Origin of the sequence: Thermoactinomyces sp. CICC 10522 (assembly GCF_016055075.1) — a bacterium.
Taxonomy (GTDB): domain Bacteria; phylum Bacillota; class Bacilli; order Thermoactinomycetales; family Thermoactinomycetaceae; genus Thermoactinomyces_A; species Thermoactinomyces_A daqus.
This window is the reverse complement of record NZ_JAECVY010000001.1, coordinates 226,356-247,025: the sequence shown is the minus strand read 5'-3', so window position 1 is coordinate 247,025 and position 20,670 is coordinate 226,356. Positions and strand designations below refer to the sequence as shown.

At 45.3% G+C, this 20,670-nt stretch carries 20 protein-coding genes and 1 pseudogene; 5 read left to right on the top strand and 16 right to left on the bottom strand.

The window, feature by feature from the left end:
- Window positions 1–91: 91 nt before the first annotated feature.
- Window positions 92–376 carry a hypothetical protein gene (locus tag I8U18_RS01285; RefSeq protein WP_198064403.1) on the bottom strand — a complete coding sequence of 95 codons (285 nt, stop codon included), beginning with the start codon at window positions 374–376 and terminating at the stop codon, window positions 92–94.
- 1,105 nt (window positions 377–1,481) lie between these two features.
- Here I8U18_RS01285 and I8U18_RS01280 point away from each other — a divergent pair.
- A complete protein-coding gene (locus I8U18_RS01280) occupies window positions 1,482–2,198 on the top strand; it encodes an efflux RND transporter permease subunit (RefSeq protein WP_198064478.1) in 717 nt (238 codons plus the stop codon).
- Window positions 2,199–2,289: 91 nt separating this feature from the next.
- A complete protein-coding gene (locus I8U18_RS01275; protein WP_198064402.1) occupies window positions 2,290–2,754 on the top strand; it encodes a CcdC protein domain-containing protein in 465 nt (154 codons plus the stop codon).
- Window positions 2,755–3,003: 249 nt separating this feature from the next.
- On the opposite strand, the pseudogene I8U18_RS18110 reads toward I8U18_RS01275, so the two are convergent.
- Both I8U18_RS18110 and I8U18_RS01265 read right to left on the bottom strand, forming a co-directional pair.
- A pseudogene (locus I8U18_RS18110) lies at window positions 3,004–3,171 on the bottom strand (hypothetical protein); the annotation flags it as partial.
- Window positions 3,172–3,245: 74 nt separating this feature from the next.
- The gene (locus I8U18_RS01265; protein ID WP_033100924.1) at window positions 3,246–3,791 is read right to left on the bottom strand and encodes a TetR/AcrR family transcriptional regulator; all 546 of its coding nucleotides are present in this window, start codon (window positions 3,789–3,791) and stop codon (window positions 3,246–3,248) included.
- 287 nt (window positions 3,792–4,078) lie between these two features.
- Here I8U18_RS01265 and I8U18_RS01260 point away from each other — a divergent pair, with 287 nt between their 5' ends.
- Window positions 4,079–5,119, top strand: coding sequence for an NAD(P)-dependent alcohol dehydrogenase (locus tag I8U18_RS01260; RefSeq protein ID WP_198058883.1), 1,041 nt, complete (start codon window positions 4,079–4,081; stop codon window positions 5,117–5,119).
- Window positions 5,120–5,661: 542 nt separating this feature from the next.
- Window positions 5,662–6,420, top strand: coding sequence for an NAD-dependent protein deacylase (locus I8U18_RS01255; RefSeq protein WP_052154164.1), 759 nt, complete (start codon window positions 5,662–5,664; stop codon window positions 6,418–6,420).
- 125 nt (window positions 6,421–6,545) lie between these two features.
- Here I8U18_RS01255 and I8U18_RS01250 read toward each other — a convergent pair whose 3' ends face one another.
- From I8U18_RS01250 to cas6, 4 genes are all read right to left on the bottom strand, one after another.
- Window positions 6,546–7,775 carry a serine hydrolase domain-containing protein gene (locus I8U18_RS01250; protein ID WP_198055354.1) on the bottom strand — a complete coding sequence of 410 codons (1,230 nt, stop codon included), beginning with the start codon at window positions 7,773–7,775 and terminating at the stop codon, window positions 6,546–6,548.
- Window positions 7,776–7,980: 205 nt separating this feature from the next.
- On the bottom strand, window positions 7,981–8,349 hold the full coding sequence (locus tag I8U18_RS01245; RefSeq protein ID WP_033100927.1) for a DUF1048 domain-containing protein: 369 nt from the start codon (window positions 8,347–8,349) through the stop codon (window positions 7,981–7,983).
- Complete coding sequence (locus tag I8U18_RS01240; RefSeq protein ID WP_198055258.1) at window positions 8,339–8,671, bottom strand: PadR family transcriptional regulator; 333 nt, start codon at window positions 8,669–8,671, stop codon at window positions 8,339–8,341. The genes I8U18_RS01245 and I8U18_RS01240 overlap by 11 nt, the downstream gene beginning before the upstream one ends.
- Before the next feature lie 1,054 nt (window positions 8,672–9,725).
- The gene (gene cas6, locus I8U18_RS01235) at window positions 9,726–10,523 is read right to left on the bottom strand and encodes a CRISPR system precrRNA processing endoribonuclease RAMP protein Cas6 (RefSeq protein ID WP_033100928.1); all 798 of its coding nucleotides are present in this window, start codon (window positions 10,521–10,523) and stop codon (window positions 9,726–9,728) included.
- A 942-nt stretch (window positions 10,524–11,465) separates the two neighbouring features.
- On the opposite strand from cas6, the gene I8U18_RS01230 reads away from it, so the two are divergent.
- Window positions 11,466–12,527 (top strand): murein hydrolase activator EnvC family protein, encoded by a 1,062-nt coding sequence (locus tag I8U18_RS01230; protein WP_033100929.1) that lies wholly within the window; start codon window positions 11,466–11,468, stop codon window positions 12,525–12,527.
- A 63-nt stretch (window positions 12,528–12,590) separates the two neighbouring features.
- Here I8U18_RS01230 and I8U18_RS01225 read toward each other — a convergent pair whose 3' ends face one another.
- The 9 genes from I8U18_RS01225 to I8U18_RS01185 all read right to left on the bottom strand — a co-directional run bounded on the left by I8U18_RS01225 (window position 12,591) and on the right by I8U18_RS01185 (window position 20,492).
- Complete coding sequence (locus tag I8U18_RS01225; RefSeq protein WP_198058885.1) at window positions 12,591–12,758, bottom strand: hypothetical protein; 168 nt, start codon at window positions 12,756–12,758, stop codon at window positions 12,591–12,593.
- 776 nt (window positions 12,759–13,534) lie between these two features.
- Complete coding sequence (locus I8U18_RS01220) at window positions 13,535–14,410, bottom strand: NAD(P)-dependent oxidoreductase (RefSeq protein ID WP_198058886.1); 876 nt, start codon at window positions 14,408–14,410, stop codon at window positions 13,535–13,537.
- A gap of 578 nt (window positions 14,411–14,988) precedes the next feature.
- Entirely contained in the window at window positions 14,989–15,528 is a 540-nt protein-coding gene (locus tag I8U18_RS01215) for a hypothetical protein (protein WP_198055253.1), read from the bottom strand.
- Window positions 15,529–15,942: 414 nt separating this feature from the next.
- On the bottom strand, window positions 15,943–16,482 hold the full coding sequence (locus I8U18_RS01210; protein ID WP_052154165.1) for a dihydrofolate reductase: 540 nt from the start codon (window positions 16,480–16,482) through the stop codon (window positions 15,943–15,945).
- 176 nt (window positions 16,483–16,658) lie between these two features.
- The gene (locus tag I8U18_RS01205) at window positions 16,659–17,396 is read right to left on the bottom strand and encodes an MBL fold metallo-hydrolase (RefSeq protein WP_198055252.1); all 738 of its coding nucleotides are present in this window, start codon (window positions 17,394–17,396) and stop codon (window positions 16,659–16,661) included.
- A 293-nt stretch (window positions 17,397–17,689) separates the two neighbouring features.
- Window positions 17,690–18,538 (bottom strand): bactofilin family protein, encoded by an 849-nt coding sequence (locus I8U18_RS01200; RefSeq protein ID WP_033100933.1) that lies wholly within the window; start codon window positions 18,536–18,538, stop codon window positions 17,690–17,692.
- Complete coding sequence (locus I8U18_RS01195) at window positions 18,535–19,068, bottom strand: anti-sigma factor family protein (RefSeq protein ID WP_198055250.1); 534 nt, start codon at window positions 19,066–19,068, stop codon at window positions 18,535–18,537. The genes I8U18_RS01200 and I8U18_RS01195 overlap by 4 nt, the downstream gene beginning before the upstream one ends.
- Complete coding sequence (locus I8U18_RS01190) at window positions 19,065–19,616, bottom strand: RNA polymerase sigma factor (protein ID WP_198055249.1); 552 nt, start codon at window positions 19,614–19,616, stop codon at window positions 19,065–19,067. Before I8U18_RS01190 ends, I8U18_RS01195 begins: the two co-directional genes overlap by 4 nt.
- 333 nt (window positions 19,617–19,949) lie before the next feature.
- A complete protein-coding gene (locus tag I8U18_RS01185; protein WP_198055248.1) occupies window positions 19,950–20,492 on the bottom strand; it encodes an undecaprenyl-diphosphatase in 543 nt (180 codons plus the stop codon).
- Window positions 20,493–20,670 lie beyond the last annotated feature (178 nt).

The following is a 20,670-nucleotide window of genomic DNA, read 5'->3' as shown; positions in this document are numbered from 1 at the left end:
GACCATTCCTTCAACCTGCGAACATCTTCCGGATTTAAAACAGAATAGGTGTGTTCCAGAAGTTCGCGATACGCCTTCTCCCCATCTTCCTTCAACAAAGGCTGCACTTGGCGCAAGCTTCAGGGGATAGATTGGCAACTCCCCGCACAAAATTGCCTGCGTAATACCCCCGGCCACGGAGGATGTATTCTTTCTGGTTAACCTTGTTGAGTTTTTCAATCAGATCATTGCGATCCCTTCGTCTCTTCTCTTGAGAAACACCATAACGTTCAGCAGTATCCTTGATCCGGTGGGGACCGGGATCGTGGAGCAACTCAGCGATAATCCCAAGCAAGCGGTCACGATATTTGCTGTGCACTTGGTGAACTTTGGACATGACCCGTTTCCTTTCATGAATGGGGATAGGCTGTCTTTGGTGTATTTATTAATCCATCTTCCTACCGGAGGTGTATTGATTAAGACTATTCCACCATCCCCTACCCGAACCATCGTCGAAGTTTCAATCCTCCTACATGAGGTGTATTGATTGAAACCCCATCCTCTTTTTCTCCCCATACCCATCTATCCATATCGTTTCAATCCTCCTACATGAGGTGTATTGATTGAGACGGCATTCGTTGAAACCTTCAACGTCTTTGACTCTCTTCGGGTCTTTCCGAACGCCTCCTTGTCATAACAGGAATTTCGGATATCCAGATCACCTAGCAATCATTCTCTGCAGGTGATTTTTCTTATCCCATGCGGGGTTTGGAATTTCCGAACAACCCCGGGGATTTTTTCGAAGCCCCCTGTGTTCGGTAATGTGTCGCTTCTTCCATGGGATCCAGCATGGTTTGTCCCTATCCCCACGCAGTCTTGTAGCCAAACCCCATCAGTGCCCCATTGAACTACCGGAAGTGTATTGATTGAGACAATGAAACAGAATCAAAAGAATCGATGAAACAGAAGTTTCAATCCTCCTACCAGAGGTGTAATGATTGAGACTGGTGATTGATGAGTTTATATTTGTGATGGATGCTTTTAGGTTTCAATCCTCCTACCAGAGGTATATTGATTGAGACGGTGTTCACTGTACCCCTTAATTTTATTGGGTTTATCTCTTTTCCAAGCACCTCCTCTATTGAACCAAGTTTCTGACTGTTCAACCGGATCTCTTTCGTCTCAAAAATCCGGTTTCCCCTTTATTTTTGCGGTCTTCTTCTTTTCCGTCAACCCCTAACCCGTCCGTTCCAGGCGCCGATGACCGACCAGGTGAAACAGATTTCAGACCAGGTGATCAACGCACTGCAGGAAATCCCCGGGTTATCGGATGTGAAGAGCAACTGACAGACGAAACAGAACAGACACTCGTGGAAATCGATCCCGCCAAGGCGGACCCATATGGAGTATCCACAGCGCAAGTAGGATTGGAAATCCGGGCATTGTTCGCTTCCATCAAACAAGATAATATATTACTTGGAGATCAAAAGTTGCCGTCGTAGATTTCGATCAAATCGTATGATATAAACAATTCCGTCTATTTACTCAAGATTTATATCCCGTTCAGCAACGGCCAACTTATCCCCCTCTCCCAAGTCGCTACTTTGAAAAAGATAAACAAACCTAATGTACTCTATCATTTAATTGGCACCAATTATGCGGTCATCACAGACAAAGTGGCTGACAATCAACTTGGCAACGTCACCACTGCCGCCAAAAAAGTCCTCAATCGGCTCCATTTGCCAGCACATGCGAAAGTCAACTTTAATGGAGCAGCTGAACAACAATCACAAATCTTTCCGCAATTTGCAATGGCGCTCTTGATCGCGATGGGAATTGTTTATTTTGTGATGGTCGTAACCTTTGTTGAAGGCCGTTCGCCGTTTGCCATACTATTCTCGTTGCCTATGGCCTTGATCGGAAGTATTCTCGGTTTATTTCTCTCCGGTGAGCTGTTATCCATCCCTTCCCTGATTGGTGCCTTGATGTTGATCGGCATTGTGGTAACCAATGCCATCATCTTGATCGACCGGGCAAAAACGCAGTGGCAACAAGGAAAATCGATTAGAGAAGCCCTGATCGATGCTGGAACTGTCCGCTTCCGTCCCATTTGGATGACTGCCTTATGCACGATGTTTGCCCTGTTGCCCTTAGCCCTTGACTTTGCTGAAGGCGGGCTCATCGTTATCACCGGCGGGCTGTTCAGTTCCCCCCCCTGACTTTGCTTGTTGTTCCCGTCATGTTTGAATTGCTAAACAGAAAACAAGTCTCCATATCCAATCAAACAAAGTACACAAATGAGGGATCGGTATGAATAATACCTTGTTGATTGTCGTAATTATACTGGTCATGATCTGGTTGGTGAAACGCCAGTTGCAAGAGCGCCGGATCAAAGTGGTCAATATGTGGATACTGCCGCTGATCATGCTTTATTTAAGCTATAACGTGATGCATAAGGATTTTGTTGCTGACATGTTCCATATACTCGTCATTATGCTCGGATTTGTGATTGGTATCCTGCTTGGCATTTTGCGAGGGGCACTGACTGAAATCCGGGTCGACCCCCATTCCAAAGAAATCATCGCCAAGGGCTCCCTAATTGGGGTGATTGTCTGGCTTATCCTAATTGGCATCAAACTCCTGCTTCGCCAGGAACTTACCGGCATCTGGTCCCATGCAAATCTCATTACTTCTGGACTGCTGGCCCTCTCTTTGGGGACCGTCATCTCCAGAAGAGCCTATATTTTTTGGAAATACAAAAAGCTGAGCAATTGAACCGAACAAAAAGCGCTTGCGCATCCAACCTGGGTGTTCAGGCGTTGTTTCCATTCTTTTATATGAACAGGAACATCAAAACAATTAACTTCATTTCGGATCAAAACCCTTCCCCTATTCTTTCTCAAAGTGACCTTATACTTTGAAATCAGCGGGGCGTGTTTATGGGGGTGTTTTGTTCATTTGGAGCACCGGCAAGCGCATTGGCCGTGGCCAGTCCAAAATCATCATGGCAGTGCATCGAAACGACTACACCGGGAAAAGCCTGTTGACGATACGGGTGAGAAGCGCCACCGATTCCGGCGTGGCCACTCCCACTGTATCGGAAATGCTAATCCGCTTCACGCCCAAGCGGACGGCCCTTCCAAGCACATCTAACAGGAACGGTAAATCCGCCCGAGTCGAATCTTCACCGACAAACGTAACTTCAAATCCTTACTTGATGGCGTATTCCACTTTCCGACTTTTCGTATCCATATGGCCCCTGAAACTTACAAAATCCTTGCTAAAAGTTCCCCTACTTTCTCTGCCATTTCCCGTGGTGGATGAGGCATTCCGTTTTTCAGCCACCATTCCACGACACCCACGTAAGCATTTGCAACAAATTGGGCCACTACATCTGCATTTTGACCGAGATTTTTGCCTTTGGTTATATCAACGTCTTTTTTGAATTCCTCGATATTAAACTGAAGGAACCGGCTGCGAAAATAGGGAGCTCCTTCACTCGCCAGCATCGTCGAGAAAAATAAATAATTCCTTTCAAGATATTCCATGCAGTGTACTGTCGATTCAATCCAATCCAATTCCGCTTCCGACTCACAAATGTTACTCATATTCTTGATATGCTCTTCAATGATCTTATCCAACAGGTCAAATTTATCCAAGTAATGAAGATAAACGGTTGCACGGTTGATATTGGCCCTGTCGGCAATATCCTGAATGGTGATGCGATCGAAATTTTTTTCTGACATCAACTCAAGAAATGCTTTTTTAATCGCTTCTCTGGTTCTGATAATTCTTCTGTCCACTTTTACCATGAAATTGCACCAACACTTTCCCAGGGTGATTGATAATTTTTATCGAATTGTTGTTTAAACAACAAATTGGATCGAATTAACGAGTAATACGCCTTGTTTTGTTTACATTTTTATTATAAATTATTGACATATAATGAATAAACATCATCTGTAGTTTTACATGATAGTGATTTGTACGACAAGATGTAATTGATTCCAGTTGAATAGTTGGAAGCATTCTTTACTTAGAATTTGAAGTAAACATCGCTTCTTTTTACAAGAATATTTAAATTATTGGAGGTTTGCAAATGATCACTGCCAAAGCTCGAGCTGTTTATGGTCCGGACAAACCGTTTCAAGCAGCTGAAATTAAAAGGCGCGATCTTGATTCGCATGATGTCCTGATTGAAATTAAATATGCTGGCATTTGTCATTCCGACATCCACACTGCCCGCGGCGAATGGGGACCTGTAAACTATCCACTCGTTCCCGGACACGAGATTGCGGGCATTGTCACGGATGTAGGAGCTGAGGTCACCAAGTACAAAGTAGGTGACCGGGTAGGGGTCGGATGTATGGTGGACTCCTGCGGAGAGTGTGAGAACTGCCGTAAGGGAGAAGAACAATACTGTCTCAATGGCATGGTTCCTACTTATGCCGGTGTGGATAAATACGGCGAGCCTACTCAAGGCGGATATTCCACCCACATTGTCGTAAAGGAAGACTTCGTAGTAAAAATTCCTGACAACATTGAGCTTGACGTTGCAGCACCATTACTTTGCGCCGGTATTACAACCTATTCGCCGCTAAAACGCTGGGGTGCCGGACCAGGTAAAAAAGTGGCCATTGTCGGTATGGGCGGTCTTGGTCATATGGCAGTTCAAATTGCACATGCCATGGGGGCCGAGGTTACCGTTCTGTCGCAAACATTGAAGAAAAAAGAAGATGGCCTGAAATTAGGCGCAGATCATTATTACGCTACAAGCGATCCGGAAACATTCGAGAAACTGGCCGGAACATTTGATTTAATTCTTAACACGGTAAGTGCAAAAATCGATCTGAATGCGTACTTGTCACTGCTCACTCTGGATGGCACGCTGGTTAACGTTGGTGCTCCCGCGGAACCGTTGTCACTAAACGTAATGTCTCTCATCGGTCAACGCCGTTCATTTGCAGGTTCACTGATTGGAGGAATCCGGGAGACGCAGGAAATGCTCGAGTTCTGCGCAAAACACAATGTAGTTCCTAAGATTGAAGTCATTTCAGCCGACCAAATTGATGAAGCCTACGAACGCGTATTGGCTTCAAATGTGAAATATCGCTTCGTGATTGACACCAGCACCATGTAAGTTGCTTCAATATGAAGTCCCAACGGAATTAAATACTAAAGGAAATTTGAGGCGGTCTTTAGGAAACCGCCTCTTTTTTCATTCATCTTTTACTGCGATGGTGGATGGCGCACAGTGCACCCCTCATAAAAAACTGAGTCAGACTTCTTCCGCGTCATGATCAAAAGGGGAATGAAAAAAGCGCATAAAAAAAGAGACACACAGTCCCCCATTTTACGAAACGGCCAGGAATGCGAACATAAGTTCCTTGATGGAGGCGAACCCAACCCGATTGCCCTGCACACAGGCAAAGACTGACAGACAACCAACCACGCTTCGTTTTTCATATCCCAACCGATCGGTGACCCGTTGGACAGTATGGTTTCATACCAAAGGACGATTCATCAATCTGGTCAATGGGAAAGAGAAACGATGAATGCTTACGGGATCAAGAAAAAGAAGCAAGGCCTTTTTATAAAGATGGCGACGATTTAAAGGAACCTTTGGATTTGGAGTAAAATCATGACAGGTAATCACGATGCTGTAAAAGAGGAGTGAACTTTATGAAAGAATTTATTGAGTTGATCCAAAACTCCAACCATCTGGTTGCCCTTACTGGTGCGGGTATGTCGACAGAAAGCGGCCTTCCCGATTTTCGTTCACAAGGCGGGCTTTGGTGCGGAAGAGATCCTTACGAAATCGCCAGTCCGCAAGCGATCGGAACAGATGACTTTTTTGAATTCTACCAAATGCGCATTGAAGACCTATTGAAACATAAACCCAATATTGGTCATTATGTGCTCACTAAACTGGAGAAGGAAGGAATTTTAAAAGCGCTTCTTACGCAAAATATCGATGGTTTCCATCAACTGTCAGGAACGCAGAGGGTTATCGAAGTACATGGTCATATGCGCTATCTGGTCTGCTCCCGCTGTGGAAAAGAGTATCCCGCCACTGCTTATCGCCAATGCACTTATTATTGTACAGATGAGAATTGTAAAGCGCCGATTCGTCCGCCAATCGTTCTGTTCGGCGAACCACTGGACTCGGATGCTTGGGATTCAGCCGTTCAAGAAGTAGAACAAGCAGATACGGTACTGGTAATGGGCACTTCTCTTCAAGTTTATCCTTTTGCCGGATTGGTGGAGTTAGCACATGAAACAGGTTCAAAAATCATGATCATCAACAAAACTTCCACTCCTTTGGATTATTTGGCCGATCATGTCATTCATGAGAGCATCAGCAAAATATTAAGTGAAATTGCAACATCCATATTCGGAAACGATTGGTTTGCGCACTTGAAGGAACACAATCAGGTGTAAACCTCAAATTCATAATAACACCGCCATGCAACTTAAGGCCGAAGCCAAAGCCCCCCGTTCTGACTTTGGCCATTTCCGCTTTAAAAGCGAATTGTAAGAATATGAAAAGAGGGGAACGGGCTCGGTCAGTCTTCGATTGCTTGGTAAACCATAGTCCAGAAGTCGTGGATCAGCCGCGCTGAATCCGGGGTGGACATCCCGACCTGGGTGAGCAGGATTCCGATGAGCTGTTTGTCCGGGTCAGCGTACGCCGAGGTGCCGGTACCACCGTCCCAGCCAAACTGACCGATGGACGCGTAGTCGCCACGATAGGTGCGCACCGCCATCCCGAATCCCCAGCCGCCATGCTGCCCTTGGCCGAACGATACATGTACGTTATTTTTGGCCAGTGCGTCTCGGGCAGCTTGTTGCTCGGGTGTGAGGCGGTTGGTGGTCATCAGCTGGACGGCAGGCCGGGACAGGATCCGTTTGGTCCCGTGCATTCCGTGATTCAGCAGCATCTGGAAGTACGAATGATAATCGTCGACGGTGGAGACCAACCCACTGCCGCCTGACTGGAACGCCAGAGGCTGGCTGTATTGTCCGCCTGCAGCTTCGTCCCATACGATAAACTCTCCGGTCTGCGGATCAGGGCTGTAGGCGGTTGGCAACCTGTCAATCTTGTTGGAGGGCACATAGAAACCAGTGTCCTTCATCCCCAATGGATCGAAGATCCGTTCGTGCAGGAACGTAGCGAATGGCTGCCCTGTTACCCTGGCGACAAGTACGCCGAGTACATCGTGACTGATGTGGTACTGCCAGCGCTCTCCAGGCTGGTACATTAGCGGAAGCATTCCAAGGCGGCGCATCCACTCGTCCGGCTCAGGATAATCTGTCATTCTTTGAGGGAATATACCATGCTCAAAAACTGCAGCCATGATTGGAAAGTCTAGCGACGTCAAATCCATTCCAAGCCCGAACGTAGAGGTCAACAGATCCCGTACGGTTATCGGCCTTCGCGCAGGCACGGTTTCGTCGAGCGGGCCATCGACTCGCTTCAGCACCTGCCGGTTGGCGAGTTCAGGCAGCCACTGCTCTACTGGATCATCCAGCCGCAGCTTGCACTCGTCGAGCAGGACCATCGCCGCTGCCATCGTAACCGGCTTGGATGTCGAGGCCATCCGGAAGATCGTGTCCCGGCGCATCGGCGCGCCACCGTCATGGCGCATTGTCCCGATCGCTTCGACGTGAGTCTCACCGCACCGGCTGACCAGGGCGACAAGTCCAGGAATCTTCCCGGACTCGACATGCCGTTCCAGCACGTCACGCATTCTACGCAACCCTGCTTTGGAGAATCCTCTGCTTTTTTGTCCCATCATGAATCTCTCCTTTGTTCTGTCTTTGCGAAAGCTCTGCTTCAGCTATGGGGATGAGAGCGAGCGTCAGGCGAGGGAAGAGGATTTTTACCCCTCTCGCAAGCCTGGAAGACCTTTGTTCGAATAGTAGTAGTTCTTTGAAAACCGAATGCAGGAAACGATCTGCAACGTAAAATCTTCAACTTAATCTTTGACCCCAAAAAGCCTATTCCCCTCTACCGAGCTTTTTACGAATGTTCTCGTTCAATTGTTCTTTTCTTTTTCCGTTCCAAGTTTGCCCTTGAAGCTCATGCAACAGATCATCGCAAAAACCACCGACATCCTGCCCCACTACATCAAGTACATCCATTCCCTCTTGTGCTTTTGATTCAAAAAATTCCAGTACATCTTGTAGCACTTTAAACATGAACATGGCAGAGTCATGATCGGCTGCAGAAGTCCATAAGAAATTCTCAATCTCATTCATCACGATCTGATAATCCCTTGGCAGAGAATTAATCCGTTTTTTGTAACGTCTATATTCCGCTTTTTCTTGTTTCCATCTTTGTAAAATCGAAAAAATATTAATTTCCATCTTTATTCTCCTTTAATTCATTTATTTTTGATGCGATAAAATCCCATTTACGCCAAAAGGTTTGGAGTTGATTTCGACCCGCCTCATTGAGTGTGTAGAACTTTCGTGGCGGTCCGATTTTAGAAGGCTTCTTCTGAATGTTGACTAATTTGTTCTTTTCTAGCCTCAGTAAAATCGTGTATACCGTTCCTTCAACAACATCTTCAAAACCTAGGGAATTCAACTTTTTCACGATCTCGTAGCCATAAGTTTCTTTCCGGCTGATGATTTCGAGTACACAACCCTCCAAAATACCCTTTAGCATCTCGGTCAAATCTTCCAAAGCGAGCATCCCCTCTACTTAGTAACACTTAGTACATCTATATAGTATTACTAAGTAGATGGTAGTGTCAATATCCTGATTTATTTTTTCCTGAAAATGTGAAAAATTTGGGGGTAGAAGCAGCGAACACCGAAAACAACGGATGGGCTGATTGCTGATCCGGGATGTCCTGACCAGTAATGCAGCCCCGAGGAAACCGTTTCACATGGAAATGTGCTACCATTCCTGTAATTTTTCGACTTCGGTCTCCTGCGCTTTTAATTCTTTATTGATCACACTTAAATCCTGGATCATCTCTTCTTCTGAATACAGTTCACGTAACAACTCCCCTACGAACGCGGTGGATCGATATCCAGGTCGAACTCATACGGATCTTTAAGCGCAACCACATCAAACGGCTCGGGTTCACCAAAACATCTCATATTCGAATCGCCACCTTTCACAAACCTTTTTCTTCATTTTGAAGAAAACGTAATCCGGCTTAGGTACATGTTAAACGCATCACTGATTGAATCAGTAAACATGACAGACACAGATAAAAGATTATGCTAATTGGCTTGTACATATCTCCGAAAGTTAGGATAAACCGTGATCATGGAGAAAGCTGAACAGAACAAAAAAAGCCCGGATCAGAACAAAATTTCCCCGGCTTTTACAAACTTATGGTTTTCCCCTGTTGTTTTATGGAAATTTGTGCCCTCGGATTAACATTCCAGTTCCTGCTTGCGTTCAACGATATCTTCTTCCTGAATTCGCCCGGTCTTTGCAGCAGCTTGAAGTTCTTTCAGAGGAATGCGTTTCGGTTTTTCTGTTGATGATATTCCAATCCTCCTACCAGAGGTGTATGGATTGAGACGGATCATGCTATTGAGGAAATTGCCTTTGGAGAGAAAAGAGTTTCAATCCTCCTGCCCGAGGTGTATGGATTGAGACGGCGTTCGCTGAAACCTTCAACGTCTTTGGCTCTCTCTAGGGCTTTCCGAACATCTCCTTGTCATAACAGGAAATTCGGCTATCCAGACCCCTAGCAATCATTCTCTGAAGGTGATTTTTCTTATCCCATGCGGGTTTTGGGATTTCCGAACAACTCCGGGGATTTTTTCGAAGCCCCCCTGTGTTCGGAAATGTGTCGCTTCTCCAAGGGATCCAGCATGGTTTGTCCCAATCCCCACGCAGTCTTGTAGCCAAACCCCATCAGTGCCCCATAGGAAATCAATTTCCAAACCATTTGCTGCTTTTCCTTTGGCAAAGCCTTAATATTCATGGCTATTTTCCCCTTGAATCCGATGACGTTAAATTCTCCGAAATGAACCCGCTCGGTGGCCACCTCCACCTGCTCGATCCGGATCAGATGAACCAGCGGTTCAAGATCCCCCCAGTCAACCGGTTCCCCGCTGAAAATCTCATACGCTTTGGCTGCGCTGGACAATAAGCGTTTCAGTTCAGGAAGGGGATAATAGTTCCCTCTTTGATAAAAGGTGGTCGGAGTCAAAAAATGCAGGGTGAAATTGGGTGAAAACTTCTCCTCTATGAAAGAACGGGAGTATGTTTGGCAATGAAACTCCTGAACGATTCCTTTCCAATCAATCAAGTCAATTTCCGGATGAAGCAACAAATGCTGTTGGATACAAGAAATCAGTTCCCGATTCGGCGTGTTAATCCACATCTCCCCTTTCTTCAACAACAGATGGGTCGAAAATACCTGCCGTTTCTTTCTGTCATGAAGAAGTTGAGACAAAACGGGAGACTGGCTTTGGATTGACCTCAGTACAAACGCATGGAATCGCTTTGACAACACTCCAACTGTATTCCGGTGATATGGCGAGTCTGCCATCAAGCGTAAACGATACATGGAATCCTCCTGTAAAATCGGACTTCTCCTTTCATGAATGGAGATAGGCTTTCATTGGTGTTTTTATTAATCTTCTTCTATCAGAAGTGCCGAAGTTCGCCAGAAAGTTTCATCCTCCTGCCGGAGGTGTATGGATTGAGACATTGACCCAACTTACAATGCGCCCATCCAGCTTGCGTTTCAATCCTCCTGCCTGAGGTGTATGGATTGAGAAGGCGTTCGCTGTACCCCTTAATTTTTATTGGGTTTATCCTTTATTTTCCGAGCATCTCCTCTATTGGACCAAGTTTCTGACTGTTCAACCGGATCTCTTTCTCATCAAAAATCCGGTTTCCCCTTTATTTTTGTGGTCTTCGGCATTTCCGAACATCTCTTGGGTCTTTGTCGAAGCTCAGGGTGTTCGCCAATGACAAACATTTCGGTTGACCGATGAAATTTAAGGTTTACAAAATAGCAACCAATCTTCTTCCACTATTATATCAATTAAAAAAACAATGAAGAGATCGGATTTTGTTAACACCATGATGACAAAATCCTTTTCATCCCATAGCCTGTTCGCTTTTCACTCCATAAAAATCACCGGTTTCCCCTCATTCACCATCCGCTTTTCAACTGCAACATGTTTTTCTGAAGTTTTCACGATCCCCGGCTCAACCCTTGATTTCATATGGAAACAAGCTGTCAATATTCCTGCGGGATTCAATGCGTCACTTCACCACCGGACGGGAATTGTATATCCAATTTTTGCAAAAGTTTCTACCTGATAAACTTGATTACCAAACAAATTCCTGTTTTTTCCTTTATGAAATAAATAAAATGCAAACAAAATGGTAATTTTTCGAGTAAAACCCGATCTATTTCATCTTTATTGATAAAATGATAGGGTAATAGAAATGGGTGAATCAGATCAATTACATACCAACAGGAAAGAGGAGATGGTTGATGAAGAGAAAACTGATCATATCCGTGCTGACGGTCTGCCTGACGATCAGTCTGACTCCCGGACCTTTGGAAAAAACCATCCCGACTGCATACGCGACCTCCAAAGCGGAGGAAGGCAAACAAAAACTGAAAGATATTAAATCAAAGCAGAGTGAATCCAAAGCGGAAATCGCCAAAGTCCAAAAACTGATCGACGAGAAGCAAAAGGGGATTCATGAAATTGAAGCAAGAGCAGGCGCTTTGAATGATCAGATCGCCAAATTGAACAAAAGCATCGAAGCAAACAAAAAAGTGTTGGAACAATCACGGCAATCCTTGGGAAACAAGCTGAAACGGATCTATTTGCAAGGGAGCAACAGTTATATGGCCCAGCTCTTTGCAGCCGATTCGTTCAGTGACTTCCTCAAACGATACGAGGTATTGCGTTTGATCGTCGAAAGTGATTATCAGGTGTTTAACGAATACATGACTGTGCAAAAAAATTTGGAGAAACAGCAAGCTGAATTGAACGAGAAACAAAAAAGCCTGACTGCGGAAATGGAAAAGGCAAATGAAGCAGTCAAGCAGTATGAAGCTGAGCTGGACAAACACAAAAGCGAATTGGAAGAATATGAAAAGCAAGAAAATGCCGTTTTGAAACAATATGCCGGGTACTTTAACTCAGGCAGCGGCCAATTGGGCTGGCCGACCACACCGGGTATGGTGTACTGGAATTATATGCAGTTCCGCGGGAATCACTATCATAAAGGAGACGATTTTCCGCGGCCGAAAGGAACCCCCATTTTCGCTGCGGAAAGTGGTGTGGTTTTGAGGGTAAGTACTTCCGACCCGGACGGTTACGGGGTGTATATTGATATACAACATCCAAATGGGTTGCAAACACGGTACGCCCATATGTTTTTAAGCACTGTAACCGTTCATGCCGGTCAGCATGTAAGCCGCGGCCAAAAAATCGCCGAGGTGGGCAACAACGGACGATTTATTGGAGCGACCGGTTATCACTTGCATTTTGAGGTTTGGAAAAACGGGCATACTGTCAATCCCAAACCTTATTTGCAATAACCCACCCCCTTTTGTTCTCAGGCATTTTGGACAAATGAAAAGCGATGCAAAGGCTGCAGGTTCTTACTTGCGGCCTTTTTTTATCTGATCACGCTCATTTGAAATTCCGACCTGTCCATACGATTCCAAGATCGAATTTGTCACTGGTTGACCATTCCGCTCCCGGTCATACAATTCAAAAGTAAATTCCGTCGTATAGTCATGATTTGTTTTCTTATCCAGTTTCTTCATTGGAAATGACCTCACTTTGAAAGTTTTGATTAATTATGCCTTTCATCTCTCTCATTTACTCTGGTAAATTTTATGCTTAACCAAACCGGAGCCGGATTTGGATTGGGCCGTAATTTGGGAAAATCACTTGGTTCCTTTACCGGTAGACGATCATACAATGATCATGCAAACATACAAAGGAGTGGTTTGATGGATTACGCTTACTGGATATCTCAGTACCCCATGCCCCCCGGGTATCCAACTCCCGGTTATCCTTGGTCTCCGGGGTATCCATTCTATCCAATGACTCCCGGATACCCTTATTCACCTTGGCGTCGTCAGCGAAGATATAATCGGTATCCATACAGATATCCGTATTGGGGCCCGCGCAGTTACGGTTGGGGAGAAAGCTCTGGCAGTTTCTGAATAAATCGATGAGGTAAAGCCAAAGCCCGATTTTTACCCGCTTTGGGGAAAGATCGGGTATTTTGAATCATTTTTGATGAGATGTGGTAACTGAAGTACGCAAAGTTGGTGAAAGAACGCAGAAATGGTCAAGTGGTACCGGAAACTCTTTCGGATACGGGAAGCGAAATCGGGAAGTTTAAACGAGAAGAAGGGGAAAGCAGTTTGCAATTAATGCAGATGCCTCAACGCAAATGTATTCGGAAGACAACTTGAGTTAACTTCCGTCAAATGACGAACCCGTCTGGACACGTGATATGTCAAACCTCATCTTTTCGGTTTCTGATCTCGGAGCCGCTCCCTCTCAAATCGGAGGGAGCATTTATTTGATTCTATCTTGTATTTTTTTCTTTTAACTCCAAATAAACGGCTGCCATATCTAATTTTGCTTTTCCATTTTCTTTTGCAGAACGATAAGTAATATTTGTTGCTTCAGCAAGCGGCAATGTTATGTTCATCCGATCTGCTTCAGCTTTGATCAGTCCTAAATCTTTGGACATGAGTTCCACCATAAATGCAGAAGGGAATTCCTCATTGCGGTACATATCTTTCTTGCCTTGGAATAGCGCAGTATTCAATGCGGACTGGGAGATCATATCCAATACTTTCTCTTTATCCAATCCTGATTTCTCTGCAAATACTAAGGTTTCCCCGATACCTTGTCCGATCACGCCCAGTAACAAATTAATCGCCAATTTTGCCGAACTGCCTTTTCCGCTAGAACCAAAATATATGGTTTTCTTACCTAAAATATTAAAATAAGGCTGGCAAATTTCGATCGCCTGCTGATCCCCTCCCGCAATTATTACTAATTGGCCTGCTTTTGCAACTCCCACTGAACCGGACACGGGTGCATCCAGGTACACGCCGCCCCTTTCTGATACCATGCTCGCAAAGGACATGGTATCTTCCGGGGAAATTGTACTCATGTCCACGACCACTTTACCTGGCCTCATGGCTGCCAAAACTCCATTTTCCTGGGTTAATACAGCCCGAACCGCATTTGAGTCTGACAGCATCATGAAAATAATATCCGATTGCTCCACGATTTCTTTCGGTGAATTCAGCCGGGTTGCTCCCGATTCTGTCAAAGGCGTTGTTTTTTCCCGGGAACGATTATAAACATTCACCTTGCATCCTGCTTGCAAAAGATTCATGGCCATCGGTGCTCCCATATGACCCAATCCAATCCATCCCAATGTATGCATTTCCATACCACCTGTCTTTCAAAGTTACAAGTGTATTATCAGGGAAGTGCAACATACATGCAATATCTGCAACTGTATGATTCTGCCTGTTCAAAAATCAAGTGTCCATTTCGGCCCATTTCATCATGGTCCATGTATGATCACGGACATGATGAGGTAACATGGGATATATCCCTATTATGTATCGGCGTGACGGACCTTAGTCTCCTGACCCGCCGGGGATTACAAGGCAGGAAGGCCTCTTCAATCGAAGCCATAAATGGTGGATGATTGTTCGCAAAATAAGAATAGAAAGCATGGATCGAAAAGAGAAAAATTATTTTTGCCGAAAAAGGGGAAAGGAAGAAAAGCTTATCCATGGAGATGACAGGGTTGGAAAGTCAGAGGAGGAAATTGAGAGATTCATGGATCACGGGTCAAACCATCCGGGTCAACAGAGGTTTTATCTAAGAAGCAGCCGTGCCCTTTCTGGCCACTCCTGTTAACCGACATAAAAAAGCCGGTTTCTTCAGATCGGAACAACCGAAAGAAGAATAACCAGCCAAGACGGTTCCCATGTGACAGGCGGACATTGACTTTTACAAAAATGCATGAATCAAAAACAAAACAGCGAAAGCCAATCCTAACCGCAAATGCCATTTTCGATCCAATCTTCGATACCGAAACAAGCCGGAAACGGGCACAGGCAGCAAAGCGAACAATGCAAGCAACCCGCTGAGATTGTTGAAATCGAACCGAAAACCATAAAGAAAAGCTCCCACCACATGAAGAATGATCAGCCCCATTGCAATGATCGCAACAGGCGTATGCAAACTTCGAGCCACGCGAGACATGGATATCACCCATTTTTTAAGAAAACCCCAACGTTCTGCCAATCGTTTTTGCAGGATGAAAAGACAAACATAATAAGCTAAAACAATAAAAAGCGCAATTCTCGCCAACGAACCGAAATTCTTAAATGAAGATTTAAATTGAAGGGTATGCAAGGCATACAGGGAAATATGAGCTATTCTCCACAGCCCGATAAAGACAATGGCCGCAGCGAACCCCAGTGCGGCATATACCCATTTGCGTTCCTTCTTGTTTTGTATCCAATGTTTTTTTATCATTTGCTGCATTCTTTTTCACCTTTCTTTATTATTTCTCAAATAGGAAACTAATCCATCACGTGATCCGATTAATCAGTTTTCGGAACCAATAAAAAAAGACTTCCCAGTGGGAAGAAAAGTTCAGATAAGAAATATTTTTTCACCGTTGGGTCATGCCGGAGTTTCGAACGATTTTGCAAGGGGTTATCCAAAAGGAAGGGATTGGTCAGTCGTACATGGCGTTTCGATCACTTTGAACAGTTTAAACATTCTTCATCCATTGCCGATTTACAACAATGATTTCCAATTAAACAGGTACAAAAAAAGAGAACAAAAGATCGTTGCGTATTCACTCCCACGTCTGACGCACTCTCATCCCCATGGCTGAAGCCAGAGGTCAGAGGTCTTCCGGGCACGCAAAGAATAATTATGAAAGGAGTCCGGTTATTCCGGACTCCTTTCATAAACAACAAAATCATGAGGAATCTGATTTTCCTCATCCACTGATCCTGGCTTTCTTTCAATTTCTTTAAAATCAAGGTGTTTGAATTCCGGGAAAAACGTATCACAGTCAAAAGTGTCATGTATCTCCGTGGCATAGATCCGTTTTACGTGCGGAAGAAAGAGTTCAAAGATCTTTTGTCCGCCGATGATAAACATATCTTCCTGGTTATTCATGTTGAGAATGGGTTCCGGATCTTTGAATATCGTAATGTTTTGTTGCTTCAATGGATCATGTTCCACATTACCCCAGCTTGAGGTAAGTACGATATTTGCTCTTCCTTCCAGAGGTTGGCCAATTGACTCGTACGTTTTTCTTCCCATTATAACCGTCTTCCCGAGAGTCATTTGTTGAAAGTGCTTCAGATCATCCGGAATGTTCCAAGGCAATTTGTTGTCTTTGCCAATTCCCCTGTTCTGATCATAAGCTACGATAATATTAAACACAAAACCACTCCAATCAAAATAACGACATTCAGCCAATCTTCTCTCTCCGTGATTATAATCAATAAGTCCGAGATCATCAATTTGGAAACGGTGGAAATACATTACATTAAGTCTTTCAACAATTTGTACTTATCGTAAACAAGCTTCGCTCCCGGGCCATCGGTCTGCAAAGATTGGCTGGTTCTGCATCGGTTTGCCGGATGAATCCAATGCTACAAAGCATCATCCTGAATCAGTTGTTTCAACGCATTTTTAATATCGCCATGGAATGTGCCTCCGTGATAACAGATCAGATGATCAATGTCGTAGTCAAGCAATCGCCGGACAGAACGCAGCGCTTCTTCCATATCCAACGTGTACTGCGGATTTGCAATGTTCAGCCTTCCGTGTTCCACCACAACGGCGTCTCCGGCGATCATCGTTTTGCTGAACAGCAAATACAGCGAGATATGCCCCGGCATGTGACCCGGCGTATGGACAATCTCAATGCCGCCGCACCAGGGCAATCGCTCACCAGCCACGACCGTACGGTCAACTGTTGCCGGCTCATAAGTTTGCAAAAAGGAAATGAATCGTTCAGCATCAGCCTTCTCTTCATTTTTGATAACGGCAAGCATGGCTTCTGCTTGTTCGAGTCGCAGAGACTTTTTCTTTCCTTCGATGTAAGGCCGTTCCAGTTCATGCGCAATAATTTCAATGTGCGGATACTTTTTCTTCAGACCGGACAATGCCCCCGCATGATCAAGATCATGATGTGTCACAATGACCCTGGTCAGGCCCGATAACGAAACACCGGCTTGTTCCGCCGCCTTTTCAAGATGATCCCCGGAATTTGGATACCCGCAATCAATCAGAATCATTTCATGCTCATCCTGAATCAGAACCGGTGTATAAACTTGCTTCAGTCCGTCATTTTCAAATTCGATCTCAAGCAAATGGACTTGATGCATCCTGACTCCCTCCGACCTGAGAACTTGGCAAGACCCGCTTTTCTTGCTTCAGCCTCTTAAACATTCCCACCCTTTCAATTAAAACAAACCTGACATTTAAATATTCTCTTTAAATCCATATTAAGGATATTCAAGATCCATATCATCTCCCCCTTTTGGTAGCCGAAGTCCATCCGTCCGGCCCGCGAAGCAAAATTCGATCGGATCACTTTCTGAGGCGTATGGAGATATGTCATCAGAAATAAAAAAGCATCCGGATAAATGTTGCGATCCCGGATGCTTTTTTAACGCTTCTATTTGAACAACATCTTCTTTTTTTCCCACAGCCAGGTAGTCAGAAGTCCCAAAGCCAGCCAATAAAGCCCCAGGAAAATGAAAAAACCGATCAGGGGAAAATTGAGCAGAGCCACGATCAATACCGACCCGATCGCTGCATTTAACCATGGTTGCCGTTCATGTGCAGACGGAAACTGCCCCCCGATCATCATGGAAACGGCAGTCAAACCGATCACCGTAAAAACGATGACCAAAAGGAACAAAGCCAGCGCGAGCGGCAGTCCGATGATACTGAGGATAAGCACGCTTCCCACGGCAACAAGCAGGAGACCGGCAGCAAATCCGATCAGCATCAGCCTCTTAAAATCCAGCCGGATGGGCTGAATAAACGCTTCCATCCTCTTTTGCCAAAATACCGCGGCACCGATGGAGAGAAGGATGAGGACCAAGCTCAGTGACAATTGGAAAAACCATAAGCCAAACAGGGTGGTGCCGGTGATCAGCAAACTGTTCACAATCTGGTTGTTCGTCCCGATGTGAAATAAACTGTCAGTGGTAATCGTTCCCGGCTCTTGTGTGACAGAACCGCCGATTACCAAGATGAAATCCCGTACCCGGGCACTTTTTTGAAGATGGAGGTTGCCGCCGATGACGACTACCTCATGCACTCTTCCGGCAATGGTCACATTTCCGCCAAGGTCGACCACGTGTTCAATCGACTCCTGCGGTCCGATCGTGATATTATCATCGGAGAAAAGTGTATTTCCCGGTTGAAAAACCGGATGGAGTGCGTTCGCGCTGGCCGGCAGAGCCCACACCAGAATACATAGACAGAGGGACAACAACAGAAGCACTTTTTGTTTCATGACCATAGTTCCACCTTTTTCGAGCTTAACAGTTGCCACAGACACCATCCGAAAAGCGGGATGACCAGCAAGGAAGTGACGGAAACAATGGTTCCAATATAGGGGAGAGCCGTAATCAACGTCAACACCGCATGCGACAAGCCCACGAAAAAGCTGAGGAATTGAAAGGACAACAGAAACGCAAATGCTGACATCAGCACGCCGTCGGCGATAAACAAAAGCAAGATGCTGGCAATCACACCCCGTTGCAACGCCCGATTGGAAAACAGGGACGGTCTTCTTCTTGTATCTTCCCTGCTGATCATGACCTGCTCCCGCTGATCAATGGTCAACATGACCTTATTGGTAAAAGCTTCCGGAATCTCGATCTCTTCCAGAGACTGCGCCAAAAGCATTTTCATCTCCATTAACCGATCTAGAGCATCCCGGCAATCGGAGCATGTTTGCAGATGTTTCTCCACTTCTTCTTTTTCGCTTGCTGGCAGTTCATGATCCATATAAGCAGAGAGCATCTCTTTCACATGATTCACTTTAAACCCCCCTCTTTTTCCAATTCCGCGCGTAAAGCAAGGCGCGCGTTATGTATGCGAGACTTGACGGTCCCTTCCGGAACACCGATGATTTCGCTGATCTCCCGATAGGACAAGCCCTGAATCTCCCTCAACACCAGAATCGTACGGTGCTCCAGAGTCAACCTTTGGAGGGCGCATTTTAAATCGAGCTGCACTTGTTTCTGCTCAATCTGGTTTCCCGAATGACTGATCCGGTCTCTCTGTTCATGAATCCATTCCCTGATCACCCGCCTCTGTTTTTCTCTTTGTTTGATCCGGTCTTGACACAGATTATAAACGATCCGGCTTAACCAAGCTGTAAACGCATAGGCGCTTTCCAGTTGATTCATGGAAAAAAAGGCCTTAATAAAAGCTTCTTGTGCAATGTCTTCCGCATCTTCCCTATCCTTAAGCATAGCATAGGCCTGATAAAAAACCTGACGCTTATATCGGTCCACCAGCCGGGCAAATGCCTGTTTATCTCCCTGTTTCACCTGTTTGATAAGTTGGGTTAAACTTTGATCCACCACACTCCCTCCACTCTTGCCTCCATTCCCGTTCCGGTCATCCTTTTCTTTTAACGTAAAGACAGTACGTCAAGCAAAAAAGTTCACACTGGCAACTCACCTGGCAAAAAAAAGGATCTACGAGAATTATCCCCTGCAAATCCGTACTGCATGAATACCACCCAGGTACACAGACCGGCACAACCGGGAGATAAAAGTTCCCGGTACACTCAAGTCTCCTTGAAAATCTTGGGGAATCAGGAGAAAAGCGCGCACCATGACCGGACTGCAATGCACTTCACGGAAAAAGCCTGGTTCAAATCCAGAACCAGGCCGTTGACATCCCGTTTTTGATCAGGCTGCTTCTTCTTTTTCTTTTACCATTGAAGGAAGATAACGTTTGACCAGTTTGGTTCCCGCCTGATGGACGATAATCGCACTCACAACGCCGACTGCCAGACCTCCCAGAACATCCGTCGGATAATGATGTCCTACATAAATGCGGGAGAACCCGATCAGCAAAGCCAACAGAAACATAGGCACCCCAGCTTTTCTGCTAAAGAACCAAAGCGCCATCGCAATCGCCACCGCTCCGGCCGTATGGTCGCTGGGAAAAGAGGCGTTGGGATCGTGAGGCAATAACAAATGGACATGGTGAGTGACAAACGGACGCGGCCGATTATATAGAACTCCGATTAAAAAATTCACCGCCATCGCCACACAGGGTGACACAAAACCAAATACGGCGGCCAGGCGCGTAGCGGGACGAAGTGCCATGATCATGACGACGAGCACACAAACGTAGGGACCATAAGAGCTGAGCGCCTCAAAAACATGGTCCTGCACTGCGTTATGCCCCGCCAATCCATTGATATATTGAAACAGTCTGTAATCCAAAGCCAACCTCTCCTTCTTTTTTCTTTCCGTTTGTACATCTGCAAAGACACCAAATGAACAAAATAAGTTCACGTGAAAACAAAAAAATTCTTCCGATTGATGACAGGCATGGTTTCTGTCCCGGGTTTATTGCAAAAAAGAGGAATTTCTTCATGAAAACGGGTCAAGTATGAACTTT

Bases quoted from the DNA above. Each gene is read 5' to 3' on its own strand.
- I8U18_RS01285 (WP_198064403.1), bottom strand. From the start codon at position 376: ATGTCCAAAGTTCACCAAGTGCACAGCAAATATCGTGACCGCTTGCTT.
- I8U18_RS01275 (WP_198064402.1), top strand. From the start codon at position 2,290: ATGAATAATACCTTGTTGATTGTCGTAATTATACTGGTCATGATCTGG.
- I8U18_RS01265 (WP_033100924.1), bottom strand. From the start codon at position 3,791: ATGGTAAAAGTGGACAGAAGAATTATCAGAACCAGAGAAGCGATTAAA.
- I8U18_RS01260 (WP_198058883.1), top strand. From the start codon at position 4,079: ATGATCACTGCCAAAGCTCGAGCTGTTTATGGTCCGGACAAACCGTTT.
- I8U18_RS01255 (WP_052154164.1), top strand. From the start codon at position 5,662: ATGAAAGAATTTATTGAGTTGATCCAAAACTCCAACCATCTGGTTGCC.
- I8U18_RS01250 (WP_198055354.1), bottom strand. From the start codon at position 7,775: ATGGGACAAAAAAGCAGAGGATTCTCCAAAGCAGGGTTGCGTAGAATG.
- I8U18_RS01245 (WP_033100927.1), bottom strand. From the start codon at position 8,349: ATGGAAATTAATATTTTTTCGATTTTACAAAGATGGAAACAAGAAAAA.
- cas6 (WP_033100928.1), bottom strand. From the start codon at position 10,523: ATGTATCGTTTACGCTTGATGGCAGACTCGCCATATCACCGGAATACA.
- I8U18_RS01230 (WP_033100929.1), top strand. From the start codon at position 11,466: ATGAAGAGAAAACTGATCATATCCGTGCTGACGGTCTGCCTGACGATC.
- I8U18_RS01225 (WP_198058885.1), bottom strand. From the start codon at position 12,758: ATGAAGAAACTGGATAAGAAAACAAATCATGACTATACGACGGAATTT.
- I8U18_RS01220 (WP_198058886.1), bottom strand. From the start codon at position 14,410: ATGCATACATTGGGATGGATTGGATTGGGTCATATGGGAGCACCGATG.
- I8U18_RS01215 (WP_198055253.1), bottom strand. From the start codon at position 15,528: ATGCAGCAAATGATAAAAAAACATTGGATACAAAACAAGAAGGAACGC.
- I8U18_RS01205 (WP_198055252.1), bottom strand. From the start codon at position 17,396: ATGCATCAAGTCCATTTGCTTGAGATCGAATTTGAAAATGACGGACTG.
- I8U18_RS01200 (WP_033100933.1), bottom strand. From the start codon at position 18,538: ATGAAACAAAAAGTGCTTCTGTTGTTGTCCCTCTGTCTATGTATTCTG.